Origin of the sequence: Mesoterricola sediminis, assembly GCF_030295425.1 — a bacterium.
GTDB lineage: Bacteria > Acidobacteriota > Holophagae > Holophagales > Holophagaceae > Mesoterricola > Mesoterricola sediminis.
This window is the reverse complement of record NZ_AP027081.1, coordinates 950,813-967,583: the sequence shown is the minus strand read 5'-3', so window position 1 is coordinate 967,583 and position 16,771 is coordinate 950,813. Positions and strand designations below refer to the sequence as shown.

Here is a 16,771-nt window from a genome sequence, read left to right as displayed (position 1 = left end):
CCCCGATGTCCAGGATCCTCCACCTTCTGGTCGCGGCCGGCGCGGTGCTGGCCCTCATCGGCTGCGGAGGCGGCGGCCCCGGAGGCGGCTCGGCCTCCGGCGGCGGCGGCCTCAGCATCGACGCCGACGCCTCCAAGTCACCGGCCGCGGACGCCGGGTACTACAAGATCCCCAGCACCGTCCTGGGCCCCGTCATCTCCGGCAACACCGTCACCTTCACCTACTGGAACCCCAACGCCTCCAGCGTGACCGCCAATCTCTACAGCGCCTGGGACGATTCCCTGGCCAAGGTCGCGGCCACCATCCCCCTCACCAAGGGGGCCTCCGGCCTCTGGACCAGCGCTCCGGTCGTCCTGCCCGCGCAGGGCTACTACACCTTCAACGTGGGCGGGACGATGGTCCTGGATCCCTACGCCAGGTCCATGGCCCAGTGGTCCCACACCGCGTCCAGCTCCATCTCCGGCGACGCGGTCGGCAAGGGCGCGATCCTCGATCCTGCCCTCACCGGCCCCGACGGGGGATGGGCGGCCACCTCCTACTTCGACGGCTCGCGGATGCGGGACGCCGCGGGCAGCCTGGCCCCCTACGCCTACGCCGGCAACCGGGACGCCATCATCTACGAGGCCGGGATCCGCGACCTCACCGTGGACCCCGCCCTCACGGGCTTCCAGGCCCAGCACCCCTGGGGCACCTACAAGGGCCTCGTGGACATGCTCCCGCACATCCAGAAGCTGGGCGTCACCCACATCCAGCTCCTGTGCCCCCTGGAGAACTACACGTACGACCAGACGAAGGTCGGCACCCGCGAGCTGAACACGGCCCAGGTCACCGGCGCCAACTACAACTGGGGCTACGACCCCCAGGCCTACTTCACCCCCACGGGCATGTACTCCGCCAACCCGAACGACCCGGCGGCCCGCGTCAATGAGCTGAAGACCCTCGTCAACGAGATCCACAAGGCCGGGATGGGCGTGATCCTCGACGTGGTGTACAACCACACCGCCAACGACGCGGTCCTGGGGGACGGCGCCCTGCCCAACTACTGGTACCGCGCCAGCAGCAAGAACGGCGCGGGCAGCCGCGACGTCATGAGCGAGCACAAGATGGTCCGCAAGCTCATCGTGGACTCGGTCGGTTTCTGGACGAAGGAGTACAAGGTCGACGGTTTCCGCTTCGACCTCATGGGGGTGCTGGACACCGTGACGGTCAAGGACGCGTACCTCGCCGCGGCGGCCCTCAATCCCCGGACCCTCTTCCTGGGCGAGGGCTGGAACGGCTTCTACACCGGGGATGCCACCGACTACAACGGCGACCCCGTCGCGGGGGCCGACCAGAACCACGTCTCGGCCTTCGCCGGCCTGAACGTCGCCATGTTCTCCGACAGCTACCGGGACATCTTCAAGAAGGGCGGACTCGCCGAAGGCGCCGCCTTCCTCGCGGACGCCGCCCAGAGCCCGGCGGGCCTCTTCGCCAACATCTCGGGCAGGCCCACCAACTTCACCGCCCCCTCCACCTCGAACGTGGTGAACTACCTGACCTGCCACGACAACCTCTGCCTCTACGACGCCCTCGCCTACGCCCTCAACGCCCCGAAGACGGCCACCGCCGACGCCCAGATCCTCGCCCGGGCCCGCATCGGCTACGCCGCCCTCCTCACCTCCCAGGGCGCCGCCTTCATCCACGCCGGGGACGAGATGTTCCGGACCAAGGAGGCCACCGCGGCGGGGACCACCACCGTCTCCACCACCGGCGGCCGGATCTTCGTCCACAACTCCTACAACGCCTCCGACGCCATCAACCTGGTCAAGTGGTCCAACGTCTACTCGGCGGACCCCATCTCCGGCGCCTTCGCCAACTACGCCACGACCAGCAACGGCTACAAGCTCTACGCCTACGTCCAGGGCCTGATCGCCCTCCGGAAGACCACCAACGCCTTCCGCCTCCCCGACGCCAGCCTCGCCACGAACCTCACGCTCCTCCAGCCCTCCGGCGCGGGCGCGAACATCCTGGCCTTCGGCTACAAGGCGGTCTCCACGGACGGCACGGGCACCTACTACGTCTTCCACAACGCGGACGCGGCCGCCAGGACCTTCACCCTCCCCGCCGCCATCTCCGGCGCCGTCCTCCTCGCCGACGGGGCCTCCGCGGGCACCCTGCCCATCACCGGCTCGACGACGGCCGAGCTCAGCGACGACGGCCTCACCGTCACCGTCCAGCCCCTGAGTTCCGCCATCTACCGGAAATGACCGCCTGAGGGGCTCTGGTATCCTGGGTGCTCCCGCCCACTCCGCCCGACCCCGCCCATGCGCTTACCCGGAATGCCGATCCTCGCCGCCCTGGGCCTCCTGCTGGCCTCCGGGGCGGCGCCCGCCCCCGCCCAGGGGCCCGGGCACGTGCGGGCCCGGGTCTTCGGCTTCCAGGAGGGACTGACGAACCTGTCCGTCCTGGCCGTGGCCCAGGGCAACGACGGCATGATCTACGCGGGCACCGAGGCGGGCCTCTTCCGGTACAACGGGCACCGGTTCGAGCCCCTGGACCTCCCCACCGACTACCGCTTCATCACGTCCCTCCTGCCCGACCCGGAAGAGGGCCTCTGGATCGGGACCCGGCACGGCCTCGGCCTGCTGGATCCCGCGGGCTCCTTCCAGGCCGGCGGAAACCTCCCGGCCGAGCACGTCCGCACCCTCTCCTTCGACGCCCAGGGCGCGCTGTGGGTCCACAGCTTCGGGGCCACCCACCGCCGGGAGCACGCCACCCGGGCCTTCCGGGCCGTGGACCCGCCGAAGGGGGCCGGCCGGATCACCGCCGTGGTGGCCGTCCCGGAGCGCGCCGGCGCCAGGCTCGTGGACCCGGCTGCGATCTGGAACCCGGCGCCGGGCGGCGGGTGGACGCGCGAGTCCCTGCCACCCGGGGCCCGCAACGCCCTCGCCGCCGGGGCCGACGGGGCCGGCTGGACCTGGATCCGCTCCAGCGCCGGCATGTTCAGGCGGGGCCCGGGCGCCGCCGGCTGGGAGCGGGTCCGGGGCGTCTTCGACCAGCCCGCCCCGGACAACCTGCGGATCACCCGCGACCGGGAGGGCTGGCTCTGGGTCAACACCCCGGCGGGCATCGCCCGCTGCAGGGGCCGGGAGGTCCGGCTCGTGAGGCCGGATGCCGGCGGGAACCGGCCCCGGACCGCCATGGTGGACCAGGAGGGCACGCCGTGGCTGGGCGCCACCGGCGTGGTCCAGGTCCTCGGCCGGGGTCTCTGGACCGTCTACGGGGTCGAGGACGGCCTTCCCGACCGGGTGGCCTGGAACGCGGCCCGGGACGCCCGGGGCCGGCTCTGGGCGGCCACGAGCGGGGGCCTCGCCGTCGCCGATGGCGGGCGCTGGCGGACGGTGAGGCTGGGCCATTTCTCCAGGGTCCGGCGCCATCCCGACGGCTCCATGCTGGCGGTGGGCAGCCCCGGAGGCGTCCTCTACCGGGTGGATCCCGACACCCTCGCGGTCGAGGCCCTCCGGGTTCCCAACCTGGCCCCGTCACCCGTCTCCCGCGGCCTGGGCATCGGGGCCGACGGCACCGTCTGGGTCTCCGACTACCAGCAGGGACTCGCCGAAGGCCGGCGCGCCGGCGGAACCTGGACCTGGGGCCCCGTGCGGGTGGACGGCAAGCGCGTGGACGACATCTTCGAGGTGGTCCAGGACGGCCGGGGAGAGGTCTTCCTCTGCACCCGCGCCGGCGTCTATTACCGGGACGGGGGCGCGTGGCGCAGCCTCGGGACCCCCCCCGCCCTCACCCCGCTGGGGGCGGTGCGCGACCCGGCGGGGGACATCTGGGTGGCCTACCTGGAGGACCCCGTCCTCACCCGCCACCGCCGGAGCGGCAACGGCTGGACCTGCGCGGGCACCGTCCGCCCCTTCCTGAACCGGCCCGGCCTCGTGGTCTACGCGCTGGACGCGGACGCCCGCGGCCGCCTCTGGGTCGGGACGAGCCAGGGCCTCGCGCGGCTGGGCCCGGGCGGCACCTCCCTGGAGGCCTGGTTCGCCCCCGGCGAAGGCATCCCCAGCGCCGACGCCACCAGCCAGGGACTCCTCGTGGAGCCGGACGGCTCCCTCTGGTACGGCACCTCCGAGGGCCTCGGCGCCTTCGACACGCGGGCCGAGACGCCCCTGCCGCCCCCGAAGCCGCCCATCCTCCTGGAATGGCGGGCCGGAGGCGCCCTCCTCCCCACCTTCTTCCCGCCGGTGATCCGCGCGGGGCGGCCCCTGGACGCCCGGTTCGGGACGTCCTCCTTCTGCGCCCCCACCTCCCTCACCCTGGAGGCCCGGCTCCCGGGCGTGGATTCCGACTGGGTGCCCGTGGAAGGGCTCCATGTCCGCTACAGCGCCATCCCCCCGGGCCAGCGCGAGCTCGAGGTGCGCCTCGTGCGGAACGGCGTCCCGGCCGGGCGGAGCCTGGTGCTCCCCTTCCGCGTCCTGCCCCACTGGTGGGAGACCTGGTGGGCGCGCGCCGGCGGCGCGCTGGCCGCGACCGCGGCCGTGTGGGCCCTCCTGCGGGCGCGCCACCGCGCCCTCCGGTCCCGGAACGAGGCCCTGGCCTCCGAGGTCGCCCTGCGCACCCGGGAGCTCCGCGAGGCCAACGCGGAACTGGAGCGCGCCTCCCGCGCCAAGGACATGTTCCTGGCCAGCATGAGCCACGAGCTCCGCACGCCGCTGAACGCCATCCTGCTCTACAGCGAGCTGCTCCAGGACGGCGCGCTGGAGCGGAACGACGCGGAGTCCTCCAGCGACCTGCGCAAGATCCAGGCGGCGGGCCGCCATCTCCTGGCCATGATCAACAACGTCCTCGACATGGCCAAGATCGAGGCGGGCATGATGCAGTGCAGCCTCGAGGAGACGGACCTGCCGACCCTGCTGGCCGAGGTCCGCGACACCCTCCTGCCCCTGGCCGACGCCCGGGGCAACCGCCTGGACATCACCTGCCAGCCCGGCCTCCCGGGTCTCGTCACGGATATCACCAAGCTCCGGCAGATCCTCCTCAACCTGGGCGGGAACGCGTGCAAGTTCACCGAGCGCGGCGTGATCCGCCTCGAGGCCCGGGAGGACGGGGACGGCCTCGCCATCGCCGTGGCCGATACGGGGCCGGGCCTGGATCCGGACCAGTTCGGACGCATCTTCGAGGCCTTCGAGCAGGGGGCCCTGGACACGTACCGCCGGCACGGCGGCACGGGCCTCGGCCTCACCATCAGCCAACGGCTCGTCCAGCTCCTGGGCGGCACCCTCGAAGCCTGGAGCGCCCCCGGCGAGGGGGCCCGCTTCACGGTGCGCCTGCCCCGCACCCCGGCCGCGGCCATGGGTGACAAGTAAACATAATTAATAGCAAAAAAAGAGGCTTGCGCAGGCGGGACCCGGGGCCATATTGACCCTGTTCCGCCACCTGACTGCGTCCTCCAGGGCCCGTCCCGGATCCGCGCCCTTCACCGCGAGGCGGTATCCAGCATGGCCACCGCGTTGAAGCCCTCCACCCGGAGGGCGGCCTCAGGCTCATCCCCCCGGACCTGAAGCAGGTGGAGGCCCCGGAAGGGAGGCGTCATGTCCCCTTGGACCGCGAACGTCAGCCTGGGAGCGCCCGTGGCCCGGTCCGGGAACGAAGGCCGGGGCCGCCGCATCCCCATCCTCGCGCCGGTCCCATCCGGGCCGGCCCGGCCGAAACGCCCATGCCCCTGAGCCTCCGCCATGCATCCCTTGGATCTCCTCTTCCGCCGGGTCGTTCCGGCGGCCCTGCTCGGCGGCGCCACCGCGGCCTTGGCCGTGGGCTGGCTCACCCAGCCGGAGGCCCTGCGCCGCGGAGCGGCGCCCGCCCAGCCCCTGCCCTTCTCCCACGAGCAGCACGCCGGCCAGCTGGCGATCCCCTGCCTCTACTGCCACGCCGGGGCCCCGCGCTCGCCGGTGGCCGGCCTTCCGGGGGCCGACCTGTGCATGGGCTGCCACCGGGTCACCCGGGTGGACCGGCCCGCGATCCAGACCCTCGCCCGCATGGCGGAGCGGGGCGAGCCCCTGGCCTGGGTCCGGGTCCACACCCTCCCCGATCACGTGGCCTTCGATCACCGGCCCCACCTGCGCGCCGGCTTCGCCTGCCAGGACTGCCACGGCGACGTGCAGGACATGGTGACCCTGGAACGGCGCATGAACCTGCGGATGGGCGCCTGCCTCGACTGCCACCGCCACCCGGGCCTCCGCGAACCCGCCTCCGGCGCGCCCCCCGCCCGGGGACCCCTTCGGGGACCCGAGCATTGCACCGCCTGCCACCGGTGACCCCATGACCCGACGCGCCCTCCTGCTCGCCCTGGGCTCCGCCCTCGCCCTCCAGATCCTGCGCCGCCTCGGCGGGGAGCCGTCCCCCCCGGCCTCCGAGCCGGCGCCCCCCGCCCCCAAGCCCCGGATCGGGCCCCCCCTCCTCTCGGTGAAACGCCATGCCTGAAGTCATCTCCCGCAGGACCTTCCTGGGCGGCGCGGCCGCGGCGGCGGCCCTCGCCGCGGCCGGCTGCGGGGACCGGCGCCTGGCCGTGCCCCTCGCGCGCCGGACGCCCGAAGCCGTGCCGGGGCTCCCGGTCCACTACGCCTCCACCTGCCCCCTCGGCCAGCGCGCCCTGGCCGTGCTGGTGCGGACCCGGGAGGGCCGCCCCGTCCACATCGCCGGCAACGACGCCCACCCGGACCTGCGGGGCGCCGCCTGCGCCCAGGCCATGGCGGGCATCCAGACCCTCTACGGACCCGGCCGGGTGGACGGCCCCAGGCTGGACGGCGCCCGGGTGGACTGGACCCGCGCGACGGCCGCCCTGCGGGAGGCCCTGGCGCCCCTGCGGGCTGGCGGCAAAGGGCTCCTCCTCATGGGGGCCACCGCCAGCCCCAGCCGCCTGCGCTTCCTCCAGGAGCTGCGGGCGGCGCTGCCGGGCCTGGAGCACCTCGCCTGGGAGCCGGGCCTCGCCCTGGGCGCCCAGGCCGGAGCCCTGGCCGCCTTCGGCCGGGCCGCCCTCCTGCGCCCCGTCCTGGACCGGGCGCGCTGCATCCTCACCCTGGGCGCCGACCCCTTCGACGGGTCCGATCCCGCCGCGGCCCGCGCCTTCGCCGCCGCCCGCCGGGATCCGGCGGCCCCCGTGCGCCTGTGGTCCCTGGAGGGCCCCGTCACCCTCACGGGCTCCAACGCGGACCATCGGCTGGCGGTGCGCCCCTCGCGCCTGGCCGCCGTGGCCTTCGCCCTGGCCCGGGACCTGCACGCGCGCCACGGCCGGCCCCTGCCCCCGGGGGCGGTCCTGCCGGACCTCCCCGCCCCGGAGCTGACGGGCCCGTTCCGGAGCGCCCTCGCGTCGGACCTGGCGGAGGCCGGGCCCCGGGCGGTGGTCCTCTGCGGCGAGGGCCTGCCCCCGGAGACCCAGGTGGCCGCCCACCTCCTCAACGCCATGCTGGGCTCCCGGGCCTTTCGCCTCGAACCGGCCCAGACCCTGGCCGGCCCGGCGGACCTGGACGCCGCCCTGGCCCGGGCCCGGTCGGGGGCCTGCCAGGTGATCCTCGCCTGGGGCGCCAACCCCGCCTACGCCGCCCCGGACGCGGACGGGTGGCGCGCGGCCCTGGCGGCCTCCCCCGCCGCGGTGTGGATCGGGACGGAGGCGGACGAGACCTCCGGGCGCTGCCGCCTCCTCCTGCCGGAGCACCACTGGCTGGAGGCCTGGGGGGACCACCGGGACGGCGGCTACGAACTCCTCCAGCAGCCGGCGGTGGGTCCCCTCTACGACAGCCGCCAGGGGGAGGACATCCTGGCGGCGGCGCTGGCGGAGCCGGGCGCCCCCGCCCCCGCGCACCTGGACCGCATCCGGGCCCGGTGGCGGGCGGAGGTCCACCCCCTGGCCGGGCCCGTGCCCTTCCTCCGCTTCTTCCAGGCGGCCCTCCACGAAGGGGTGGTGGAGGGGCGGCCCGACCCGCCGGCCCCCCCCTTCCGGGGCGGCTGCGTGGCGGAGGCCGTCCGGGCCGCCGCCGCCGCGGCCCCCGCCGGCTTCGACCTCGCCCTCCACGCGGGTCCCGGCGTGGGCGACGGGCGCTTCGGCGCCAGCGGCTGGCTCCAGGAGCTGCCCGACCCCATCCACAAGACCACCTGGGGCGCCCCCCTCCTGATCGCCCCCGCGGACGCCCAGCGCCTGGGGCTGGCCGAGGGGGACCAGGCCTGGATCCAGGCCGGAGGCGTCCGGGTCCTCGCGCCCCTCCACCTCCAGCCCGGCCAGGCGGAGGGCACCCTGGCCCTCGCCCTGGGCTACGGCCGGAAGGCGGGCCCCGCCCGGGGCATCGGCGTCTGCGCCTTCCCCTTCACCGGCCTCCGGGGCCCCTCCCCCTTCCTCGTGACGGGAACGGTCCTCAGCAAGGGCCGCGGCCGCCTGAGCCTGCCCGCCACCCGGGGCCGGGATCCCCTGCCCGGGGAGACTCCCGCCCGCCACCTGCGCCGGGCCGACCTCCCCGGCCTGGTGCGGGAGGACGCCCACCATCCCAGCCTCTACCCTCACCCGGCGCCGGCCGGGCCCCGGTGGGGCATGGCCATCGACCTCACCGCCTGCCTGGGCTGCCCAGGCTGCGTGGTGGCCTGCCAATCCGAGAACAACGTGCCCGTGGTGGGTCCCGAGCAGGTGGCCCGCGGGCGGGAGATGCACTGGCTGCGCATCGACACCGCCTGGGATCCGGAGGGGGCCGTCCACCAGCCCATGCTCTGCCAGCACTGCGGGGACGCCCCCTGCGAGAGCGTGTGCCCGGTCAACGCCACCAACCACAGCCCAGAGGGCCTCAACCAGATGGTCTACAACCGCTGCGTGGGGGTCCGCTACTGCGCCAACAACTGCCCCTACAAGGTCCGGCGGTTCAATTTCCTGGAGTACAACGGGACGAAGGCGGAGCCCGAGCTCCTGGCCTTCAACCCCGATGTCACCGTCCGGCCCCGCGGCGTGATGGAGAAGTGCACCTTCTGCGTCCAGCGCATCCAGGACGCCCACCAGCGGGCCGGGGGAGAGGGCCGTCCCATCCGGGACGGGGAGGTGGTGCCCGCCTGCGCCGCGGCCTGTCCCACCGAGGCCATCGTCTTCGGGGATCTGGCGGACCCCGGCAGCCGCGCCGCCCGGCTCAGCGCCGACCCCCGGGGCTACCACGTCCTCGAGGACCTGGGCACGCGGCCGGCCATCACCTACCTGGCCCGGGTGCGCAACCCGCATCCCGCCCTCTCCGGAGGCCGCCCGTGACCGCCCCGCATCCGGACGCCTCGCCCCTGGCCGCCCTGGACGACCAGGTGCTGGCCCTCGCCGAGGGGCCGGCTCCCGCCTGGTGGAAGCGGGCCCTGGCCTGCACCGCCGCCCTGATGGCCTTCGGCTTCGCCCTCATGGGCTACACCGTCTACGCCGGGATCGGCGTGTGGGGCAACAATTCCCCCGTCTTCTGGGCCTTCGGCATCATCAACTTCGTCTTCTGGGTGGGCATCGGCCACGCGGGCACCCTCATCAGCGCCATCCTCCTCCTCTTCCGCCAGCGCTGGCGGGACGCCATCGCCCGGTTCGCCGAGGCCATGACCATTTTCGCCGTCATCTGCGCCGGCCTCTTCCCCCTCCTCCACGTGGGCCGGCCCTGGCTCGCCTTCTGGCTCTTCCCCTACCCCAACCAGCGGGCCCTCTGGCCCAACTTCCGGAGCCCCCTGGTCTGGGACGTGTTCGCCGTGGGCACCTACTTCACCGTCTCCCTCCTGTTCTGGTACGTGGGCCTCATCCCCGACCTGGCGACCCTGCGGGAGCGGGCGGCGCCCGGGCCCCGCAAGCGCCTCTACACCGTCCTCGCCCTGGGCTGGCGGGGCTCCGCCGCCCACTGGGCCCACCACGGCCGGGCCACCCTCCTCCTCGCGGGCCTCGCCACCGCCCTCGTCATCAGCGTCCACTCCGTGGTGAGCTTCGATTTCGCCGTCTCGGTGGTGCCGGGCTGGCACATGACCCTCTTCCCCCCCTACTTCGTGGCCGGGGCCATCTTCGCGGGCTTCGCCATGGTCATCCTCGTCCTCGCCGCGGCCCGGGAGCGGCTGGGGCTGGGCGGCATCGTCACCTGGGACCACATGGACGCCATGGCCAAGGTCCTCCTGGCCATGAGCTGCCTCATGGCCTACGCCTACCTCATGGAGGGCTTCACTGCCTGGTACAGCCAGGAGGCCCACCTGGCCCGGGTCTTCCGGGCCATGGTCACCGGGCGGTACGGCTGGGCGGGCCTCCTCACCCTGGCCTGCAACGTGGGCGCCCCCCAGCTCCTGTGGTGGCGGCGCTGCCGCCGCAGCTACCGGACCCTGCTGCCCGTGGCGGCCGCCGTCACGGTGGGCATGTGGTTCGAGCGCTTCGTCATCATCGTCATCGGCCTGCACCAGGACTACCTGCCCAGCGCCTCCCGCCCCTTCTCCCCCACCTGGGTCGACCTGGGGATCCTGGCGGGCTCCTTCGGGCTCTTCTTCACGCTGGTGCTCCTCTTCATCCGGTTCCTCCCCATCGTGGCGACCTCCGAGGTGAAGGCCTCTCAGCGGGAGGCCGGCCATGCCTGACACCCATCCCTGGGGCGCCGTCGGCCTCTTCTCCGGCCCCGAGGACCTCCTCGCCGCCGCCCGGGCCCTCCGGGGCCGGGGCCCGCTGGAGGCCTACGCTCCCCACGAGGTCCACGGCCTCCAGGCCGCCCTCGGCCGCCCCGAGGGGCCCCTGGCCCCCCTGGTGGGCCTGGGCGCGGCCCTCGGCGCCGGGGCCGGCTTCCTCCTGGCCTGGTGGACGACGGCCGTGGACTACCCCCTCCGGGTCAGCGGCAAGCCGGAAGGCAGCTGGGTCCCCCTCGTGCCCGTGGTGTTCGAGGTGGCCATCCTCTTCGCGGCGGCCGCCGCGGCCCTGGGCATGCTCCTCCTCCTGAACGGGCTTCCCGCCTTCGGGCACCCCCTGCTGGCGACCCGCGCCATGGCCGCCATCACCCGGGACGGCTACGCGCTCTCCCTGGAAGGGGATCCCGCGGCCTGCGAGGCGGCCCTGCGGGAGGCGGGGGCCCGGGACGTGGAGCGGGTCCGGCTCACCGTCCATCCCCGGCGGCCCGGGGCCGCGCTCCTCGCCGCCGGGGGCGCCGCGGCCGCGGCGGGCCTGCTGGCCTACGGGGCCGTCAAGGTCTACCCGGAGGTCCGGCCCATGGTGCGCATGGAACGCCAGCCCCGCCTGAACCCCCAGGCGCCCAGCCGGTTCTTCCCGGACGGGCGGGGCCAGCGCCCCCCCGTCCCCGGCACGGTGGCCCGGGGGCACATGCCGCCGGGGGCCGCGGGCCTCGAGGAGGCCTCGGGCTTCGCGAACCCCCTCCCCGCCACCGCCGCCGTCCTCGCCGAGGGCCGGGCGGCCTTCCAGGCCCGGTGCGTCGTCTGCCACGGCCCCCTGGGCGACGGCCGCGGCACCCTGGGGAGCGCCTACGGGGCCGCCCCCGCCAACCTCCACACGGACACCGTCCGGGCCTACCCGGACGGCCGCATCTGGTGGGTGGTGCTCAAGGGCCGGAACGCCATGCCCGGCCACGAGGCGGAGCTGGAGGGCACGCGGGCCTGGGCCGTCGTCCACTACGTCCGCGCCCTGCAGCGCGCCCGCCACGCGCCGGACGCCGATCTCCCGGAGGGAACCCCATGACCCGCCTTCTCCGCCTCGCCGCGGCCGCCGGCGCCCTGGGCGCCTACACCGCCTGGCGGGTCGACCCGCTCCGCTTCTGGGGCGCCTGGATCACGGCCTTTCTCTTCCTGCAGACCCTCGTCCTGGGCTGCCTCTTCCAGCCGGCCCTGGAGCACCTGGTGGGCGCCCGCTGGAGCGTGCCCCTCCGCCGGGTGCCGGAGCGCCTGGCCACCTTGGCCTGGCCCCTGGCCCCCGTGGCCGCCTTGGCCCTGGGCGCCCTCGGCCCCCTGTACCCCGGCTGGCCCGCGGGCGGGGCCAAGGCCACCTGGCTCGGGGCGCCGGCCGTCGCCCTGCGGGTGACCCTCGCCATGGGCCTGTGCCTCCTGTCCGCCCAGGTCCTGACGGGCCTCTCCCTGCGCATGGCCGCCGGCGACGCCGCCGTCCATGGCGCCCGCCTGCGCCGCTTCGCGCCGGGCTTCATGGCGCTCTACGCCCTGGTGATCACCCAGACCGCCTACGACTGGGTGGGGGGCCTCACGCCGGCCTGGTACAGCGACCTGCTGGGCGTGTATCTCACCGCCGGCAGCCTCCTGGCGGGCTTCGCCGCGACAACCCTCGCCACCCTGGCCCTGCGCCGCCAGGGGCGGCTCCCCGGCCTCCGCCCCGATCACCTGCACAACCTGGGGGCCTGGCTCTTCGCGTTCACGGCCTTCTGGGCCTACATCGCCTATGCCCAGTACCTGCTCATGTGGTACGGCAACCTGCCGGACGAAGCCGGCTGGTACCTCCTGCGCCTCCAGGGCGGCTGGCGGAAGGCCAGCGTCTGCCTCGCCCTCCTCCGCTTCGCCGTTCCCTTCCTCCTCCTGCTGCCCCGGGCGGCCAAATCGGACCCCCGCCGCCTGGCCGGGGTGGCCCTCCTGGTCCTGGCGGGCCACCTGTTGGACACGGCCTGGCTGGTGCTGCCCTCGGCGGGCCTCCCCCTCCGGTTCGGCTGGCCCGAGGCGGCCATCGCCCTGGCCCTGGGCGGCGCGGGCCTGGCCTGGCTCGGCTGGGCGGACCGCCTCGGGGCCGACCTGCCCCAGGGGGATCCCCGCCTGGCCTCGGGCCTGGGGTTCCGCCTGTGATCCGCCGGGCCGAAACCGCCGCCGCCCTGGGCGGGTGCCTCTGCCTCGCGGGGGTCTTCGCCTTCCTCGTCACGCCCGGCCTGGGCCGGGGCCGGGGCCTGCCCCGGGGGCCCCGGGAGGCCACCGGCTGGCTGGACCCCACGGAGTGCCCGGCCGTGCGCGGCGGCCTGCCCCCGAAGGTGGATCCGGCCACCCTCCTGGACCCGGACCCGGCGGCCCTCGCCGAGGCCCGCCGCACCTACGACCGCCTGTGCGCGGGCTGCCACGGTCCGGCGGGTCGCGGGGACGGACCTGCGGGCCGGGGCCTCGCTCCGCCGCCCCGGGACTTCACCCAGACCGGGGGCTGGAAGCACGGGGCCGACCTCGCCGGCATCCTCCGGACCCTGGAGGAGGGCGTCCCCGGCACCGCCATGGCCCCCTACCGCCACCTGGGGCGCAAGGCCCGGGTGGCCCTGGCCCGGGTCGTCATGGGCCTCGGCCCCTTCGACCACGGCCCCGAGGATCGGGCGACCCTGCTCCGCGCCTTCCAGGCGCCGGAGGGCCGCCTCCCCAACCTGATCCCCGTCTCCCGGGCCATGGCCCGCCTCGCCGCGGAGGCCGCGCCCCCGCCCCCCCTGCCCCGGGCCCCGGCCTGGGCCGTCGCCGACCCGGCCCGGGCCGCCGCGGCCCTGGCCGCCCACCCCGGGGCCCGGGCCTCGGACACCGCCTTGCTCGGCGCCGTGGCCGCCCAGGTCCAGGACAACGGCTTCACCCCCGCCGTGCTGGTGGCCTCCCCCGAGCGCCGGCGCCGGTTCCTCCAGGAGCTCCCATGAAGCACGTCCTCCTCCCGGCCCTCCTCCTGATGTCCCTGCCCGCCCGGGCAAGCCTCGGGGTGGACGAACGCCCCGGGGCCCAGGTCCCCGTCGAACTGATCCTGCGGGACGAGGAAGGCCGCCCGGTGGTGCTGGGCAGCCTCCTGGACAAGCCCGTCCTCCTGACCCTCAACTACTTCCGCTGCGCCGGGGTCTGCACCCCCCAGCTCAACGGCCTCGTGGACGCCCTGGCCCGGAGCCCCGGCGAGCCCGGGGACCGGTTCCACGTCCTCACCGTCAGCTTCGATCCCCGGGACACCCCGGACGTGGCCCGCCGCAAGCGCGACAACTACCTGCAGCAGATCCCCCGCGCGGTGGACCCGGCGTCCTGGCGCTTCCTCACCGGGGACGCGGCGGCCACCCGGGCCCTGGCGGACGCCGTGGGGTTCCGCTTCGAGGCCCAGGGGGAGGACTTCGCCCATCCGGCGGTGGTCACCGTCCTCGCGCCCGGCGGGCGCGTGTCCCGCTACCTCTACGGGCTCACCTACCTGCCCGCGGAACTGCAGATGGCCGCCCAGGAAGCGGCGGGGGGACGCACCGGCCCCACCGTGGCCAAGGCCCTGTCCATCTGCTTCCGCTACGATCCCGCGGCCCGCCGGGACGTGTTCAGCCTCACCCGGTTCTTCGGGATCGTCGGCGTCACGGGCTTCCTCGTCTTCATGATCACCCTGGCCATCCAGGGCCGGCGCCGGAGGCGGACATGAACGCATCCTACCTGGAGGCCGGGCGCGGGCCCGGCGCATGGCTCCTGTCCACCGACCACAAGCGGGTGGGGGTGCTCTACCTGGCCCTCATGTCCGCCCTCTTCCTCACGGGGGCGGGGATCGGCCTGGTCATGCGCCTGGTTCAGCTCTACCGGTTCCAGCACCTCATCACGGCCCAGACCTACAACGCCCTCTTCACCCTGCACGGGGTGATCATGATCTTCCTCTTCGTGATCCCCGGCCTGCCGGCGGTGTTCGGCAACTTCCTCCTGCCCATCCTCATCGGGGCCCGGGACGTGGCCTTCCCGCGCCTGAACCTGGCCTCCTTCTGGTTCTTCGCGGCGGGCACGGCCGTGGCCCTGGCCTCCCTCTTCACCGGGGGCGGGCCCCCGGACACGGGCTGGAGCTTCTACGCCCCCTTCAGCACCCGCACGGGCACCAACGTGAGCCTGGCCGTCTTCGGGGTCTTCCTCCTGGGCTTCTCCTCCATGCTCACGGGCATCAACTTCATCGCCACCATCCACCGCCTCCGGGCGCCGGGCATGACCTTCTTCCGGATGCCCCTGTTCGTCTGGAGCCTCTACGCCACCGGCTGGATCCAGATCCTGGCCACCCCGGTGCTGGCCGTCACCCTGATCCTCGTCATGCTGGAGCGCCTCTTCGGGGTGGGGGTCTTCGACCCCGCCCGGGGCGGCGATCCCCTCCTCTACCAGCACCTCTTCTGGATCTACTCCCACCCGGCCGTGTACATCATGATCGTCCCGGCCATGGGGGCGGTCTCCGAGATCCTGCCCACCTTCGCGCACCGGCCGGTCTTCGGGTACAAGGCCATCGCCCTCTCCAGCCTGGGCATCGCCAGCGTGGGCTCCCTCGTGTGGGGCCACCACATGTTCACCTCGGGCATGAGCGAGACGGGGGACGTGGTGTTTTCCGTGCTCACCATGCTGGTGGCCGTGCCCAGCTCCATCAAGGTCTTCAACTGGGTCGCCACCCTCCACCGCGGCCGCATCGCCTTCGAGCCGCCCCTCCTCTACGCCCTGACCTTCATCTTCCTCTTCGCCGCCGGCGGGATCACGGGGGTGCTGCAGGGGGCCCTCTCCGTCAACGTGCACGTGCACGACACGTACTGGATCGTGGGCCACTTCCACTACGTGATGTTCGGCGGGACGGGCTTCGCCTTCCTCGCCGCAGGGCTCCACTGGTTCCCCAAGATGTCGGGCCGGATGGTGTCCCGCCGCGCGGCCTTCGCCGCCTGGTTCCCCCTCTTCACGGGCTTCAACCTCCTCTACGGCGGGATGCTCGTGGCGGGCTGGATGGGCATGCCCCGGCGCTACTTCCAGCACCTGCCCCGGTACCACGAGCTGCACGTGTGGATCACCGTGGGGAGCTGGCTCCTGGTGGCCGGGCTCCTCCTCTACGTGGGCTGCATCCTCTGGGGCCTCCTCCGGGGCCCCCGGGCCCCCGCCGATCCCTGGGGCGGGTCGACCCTGGAGTGGACCGTGCCCAGCCCCCCGCCCGTGGAGAACTTCGAGGCGATCCCCGAGATCACCGCCGGCCCCTACGCCCTCCACCGGGGGACGCCATGAGCGGCCACGGCGACGCGGACAGCGCCCGCCTGGGCATGTGGCTCTTCCTCGTCACGGAGCTGGTGCTCTTCGGCGGCCTCCTCATGGGGTACGCCTACCTGCGGCACCTGCACCCCCAGGCCTTCCACCGCGCCGGCGGGGCCATGGACGCCCGCCTCGGGGTGGCCAACACCTTCGTGCTCATCACGAGCAGCCTCAGCATGGCCCTGGCCCTGGAGGCCCGGCGCCGGGACCTCGTGCGGCTCTCCCGGAGCTTCCAGGCCCTCACCCTCGTCCTCGGCCTGGCCTTCCTCGCCGTGAAGGCCGTGGAGTGGTCGGTCAAGTTCGGGCACGGCCTCCGGCCGGGCCACCCGCACCTGGCCGCCCTGCCCCCGGGGGAGCAGGTCTTCTTCGGCCTCTACTACACCCTCACGGGCCTCCACGGCCTCCATGTGGTGGCGGGCCTGCTGGTGCTGGGGACCATTCTGGCCCTGCGGCGGGACCGCCCCATCGTCCTGGAATGCGGCGGCCTCTACTGGCACCTGGTGGACATCGTGTGGATCTTCCTCCTCCCCCTCTTCTACCTGGCGGCCTGAATGACACCCTGGTGGATCCCGCCCCTCCGCGTCTGGGCGGCCCTGGCCGCCCTCACCCTCGGCCTCGTCGCCGTGAGCCGCCTGGGCCCGGTGCCGGCCTTCCTCGGCCTCCTCGTCCTGACCCCCGCCAAGGCCTGGCTGGTGCTCCGCCACTTCATGCACCTGAAGCACGAGGGCTTCCTCCTGCGCATGGTGGTCGCGGCGGCCCTGGGGACCCTGCTCATCTACCTCGCGCTCCTCTTCTCGGACGCGGCCTTCCGGTGAGG

At 74.4% G+C, this 16,771-nt stretch carries 13 protein-coding genes; all 13 read left to right on the top strand.

What is annotated here, in order from left to right:
• Positions 1-5 precede the first annotated feature (5 nt).
• Positions 6-2,246 (top strand): alpha-amylase family glycosyl hydrolase, encoded by a 2,241-nt coding sequence (locus tag R2J75_RS04135; protein ID WP_316411134.1) that lies wholly within the window; start codon positions 6-8, stop codon positions 2,244-2,246.
• A 57-nt stretch (positions 2,247-2,303) separates the two neighbouring features.
• Complete coding sequence (locus R2J75_RS04130) at positions 2,304-5,348, top strand: ATP-binding protein (RefSeq protein ID WP_316411133.1); 3,045 nt, start codon at positions 2,304-2,306, stop codon at positions 5,346-5,348.
• A gap of 369 nt (positions 5,349-5,717) precedes the next feature.
• On the top strand, positions 5,718-6,296 hold the full coding sequence (locus R2J75_RS04125; protein ID WP_316411132.1) for a cytochrome c3 family protein: 579 nt from the start codon (positions 5,718-5,720) through the stop codon (positions 6,294-6,296).
• Between the two features lie 4 nt (positions 6,297-6,300).
• A complete protein-coding gene (locus R2J75_RS04120) occupies positions 6,301-6,462 on the top strand; it encodes a hypothetical protein (protein ID WP_243329299.1) in 162 nt (53 codons plus the stop codon).
• On the top strand, positions 6,455-9,256 hold the full coding sequence (locus R2J75_RS04115) for a 4Fe-4S dicluster domain-containing protein (RefSeq protein ID WP_316411131.1): 2,802 nt from the start codon (positions 6,455-6,457) through the stop codon (positions 9,254-9,256). The genes R2J75_RS04120 and R2J75_RS04115 overlap by 8 nt, the downstream gene beginning before the upstream one ends.
• Positions 9,253-10,584, top strand: coding sequence for an NrfD/PsrC family molybdoenzyme membrane anchor subunit (nrfD, locus tag R2J75_RS04110; protein ID WP_243345722.1), 1,332 nt, complete (start codon positions 9,253-9,255; stop codon positions 10,582-10,584). The genes R2J75_RS04115 and nrfD overlap by 4 nt, the downstream gene beginning before the upstream one ends.
• Positions 10,577-11,686 carry a quinol:electron acceptor oxidoreductase subunit ActD gene (locus R2J75_RS04105; protein ID WP_316411130.1) on the top strand — a complete coding sequence of 370 codons (1,110 nt, stop codon included), beginning with the start codon at positions 10,577-10,579 and terminating at the stop codon, positions 11,684-11,686. The genes nrfD and R2J75_RS04105 overlap by 8 nt, the downstream gene beginning before the upstream one ends.
• Positions 11,683-12,789, top strand: coding sequence for a hypothetical protein (locus R2J75_RS04100; protein ID WP_316411129.1), 1,107 nt, complete (start codon positions 11,683-11,685; stop codon positions 12,787-12,789). Before R2J75_RS04105 ends, R2J75_RS04100 begins: the two co-directional genes overlap by 4 nt.
• A complete protein-coding gene (locus R2J75_RS04095) occupies positions 12,786-13,601 on the top strand; it encodes a c-type cytochrome (RefSeq protein WP_316411127.1) in 816 nt (271 codons plus the stop codon). The genes R2J75_RS04100 and R2J75_RS04095 overlap by 4 nt, the downstream gene beginning before the upstream one ends.
• Positions 13,598-14,344, top strand: coding sequence for an SCO family protein (locus R2J75_RS04090; RefSeq protein WP_316411126.1), 747 nt, complete (start codon positions 13,598-13,600; stop codon positions 14,342-14,344). The genes R2J75_RS04095 and R2J75_RS04090 overlap by 4 nt, the downstream gene beginning before the upstream one ends.
• Positions 14,341-15,930: a cytochrome c oxidase subunit I gene (locus R2J75_RS04085; protein WP_243329296.1), complete on the top strand. Its 1,590-nt coding sequence runs from the start codon at positions 14,341-14,343 to the stop codon at positions 15,928-15,930. Before R2J75_RS04090 ends, R2J75_RS04085 begins: the two co-directional genes overlap by 4 nt.
• Complete coding sequence (locus tag R2J75_RS04080) at positions 15,927-16,505, top strand: cytochrome c oxidase subunit 3 (RefSeq protein ID WP_316411125.1); 579 nt, start codon at positions 15,927-15,929, stop codon at positions 16,503-16,505. Before R2J75_RS04085 ends, R2J75_RS04080 begins: the two co-directional genes overlap by 4 nt.
• Entirely contained in the window at positions 16,506-16,769 is a 264-nt protein-coding gene (locus tag R2J75_RS04075; RefSeq protein WP_243329294.1) for a cytochrome C oxidase subunit IV family protein, read from the top strand. It begins immediately after the preceding gene.
• Positions 16,770-16,771 lie beyond the last annotated feature (2 nt).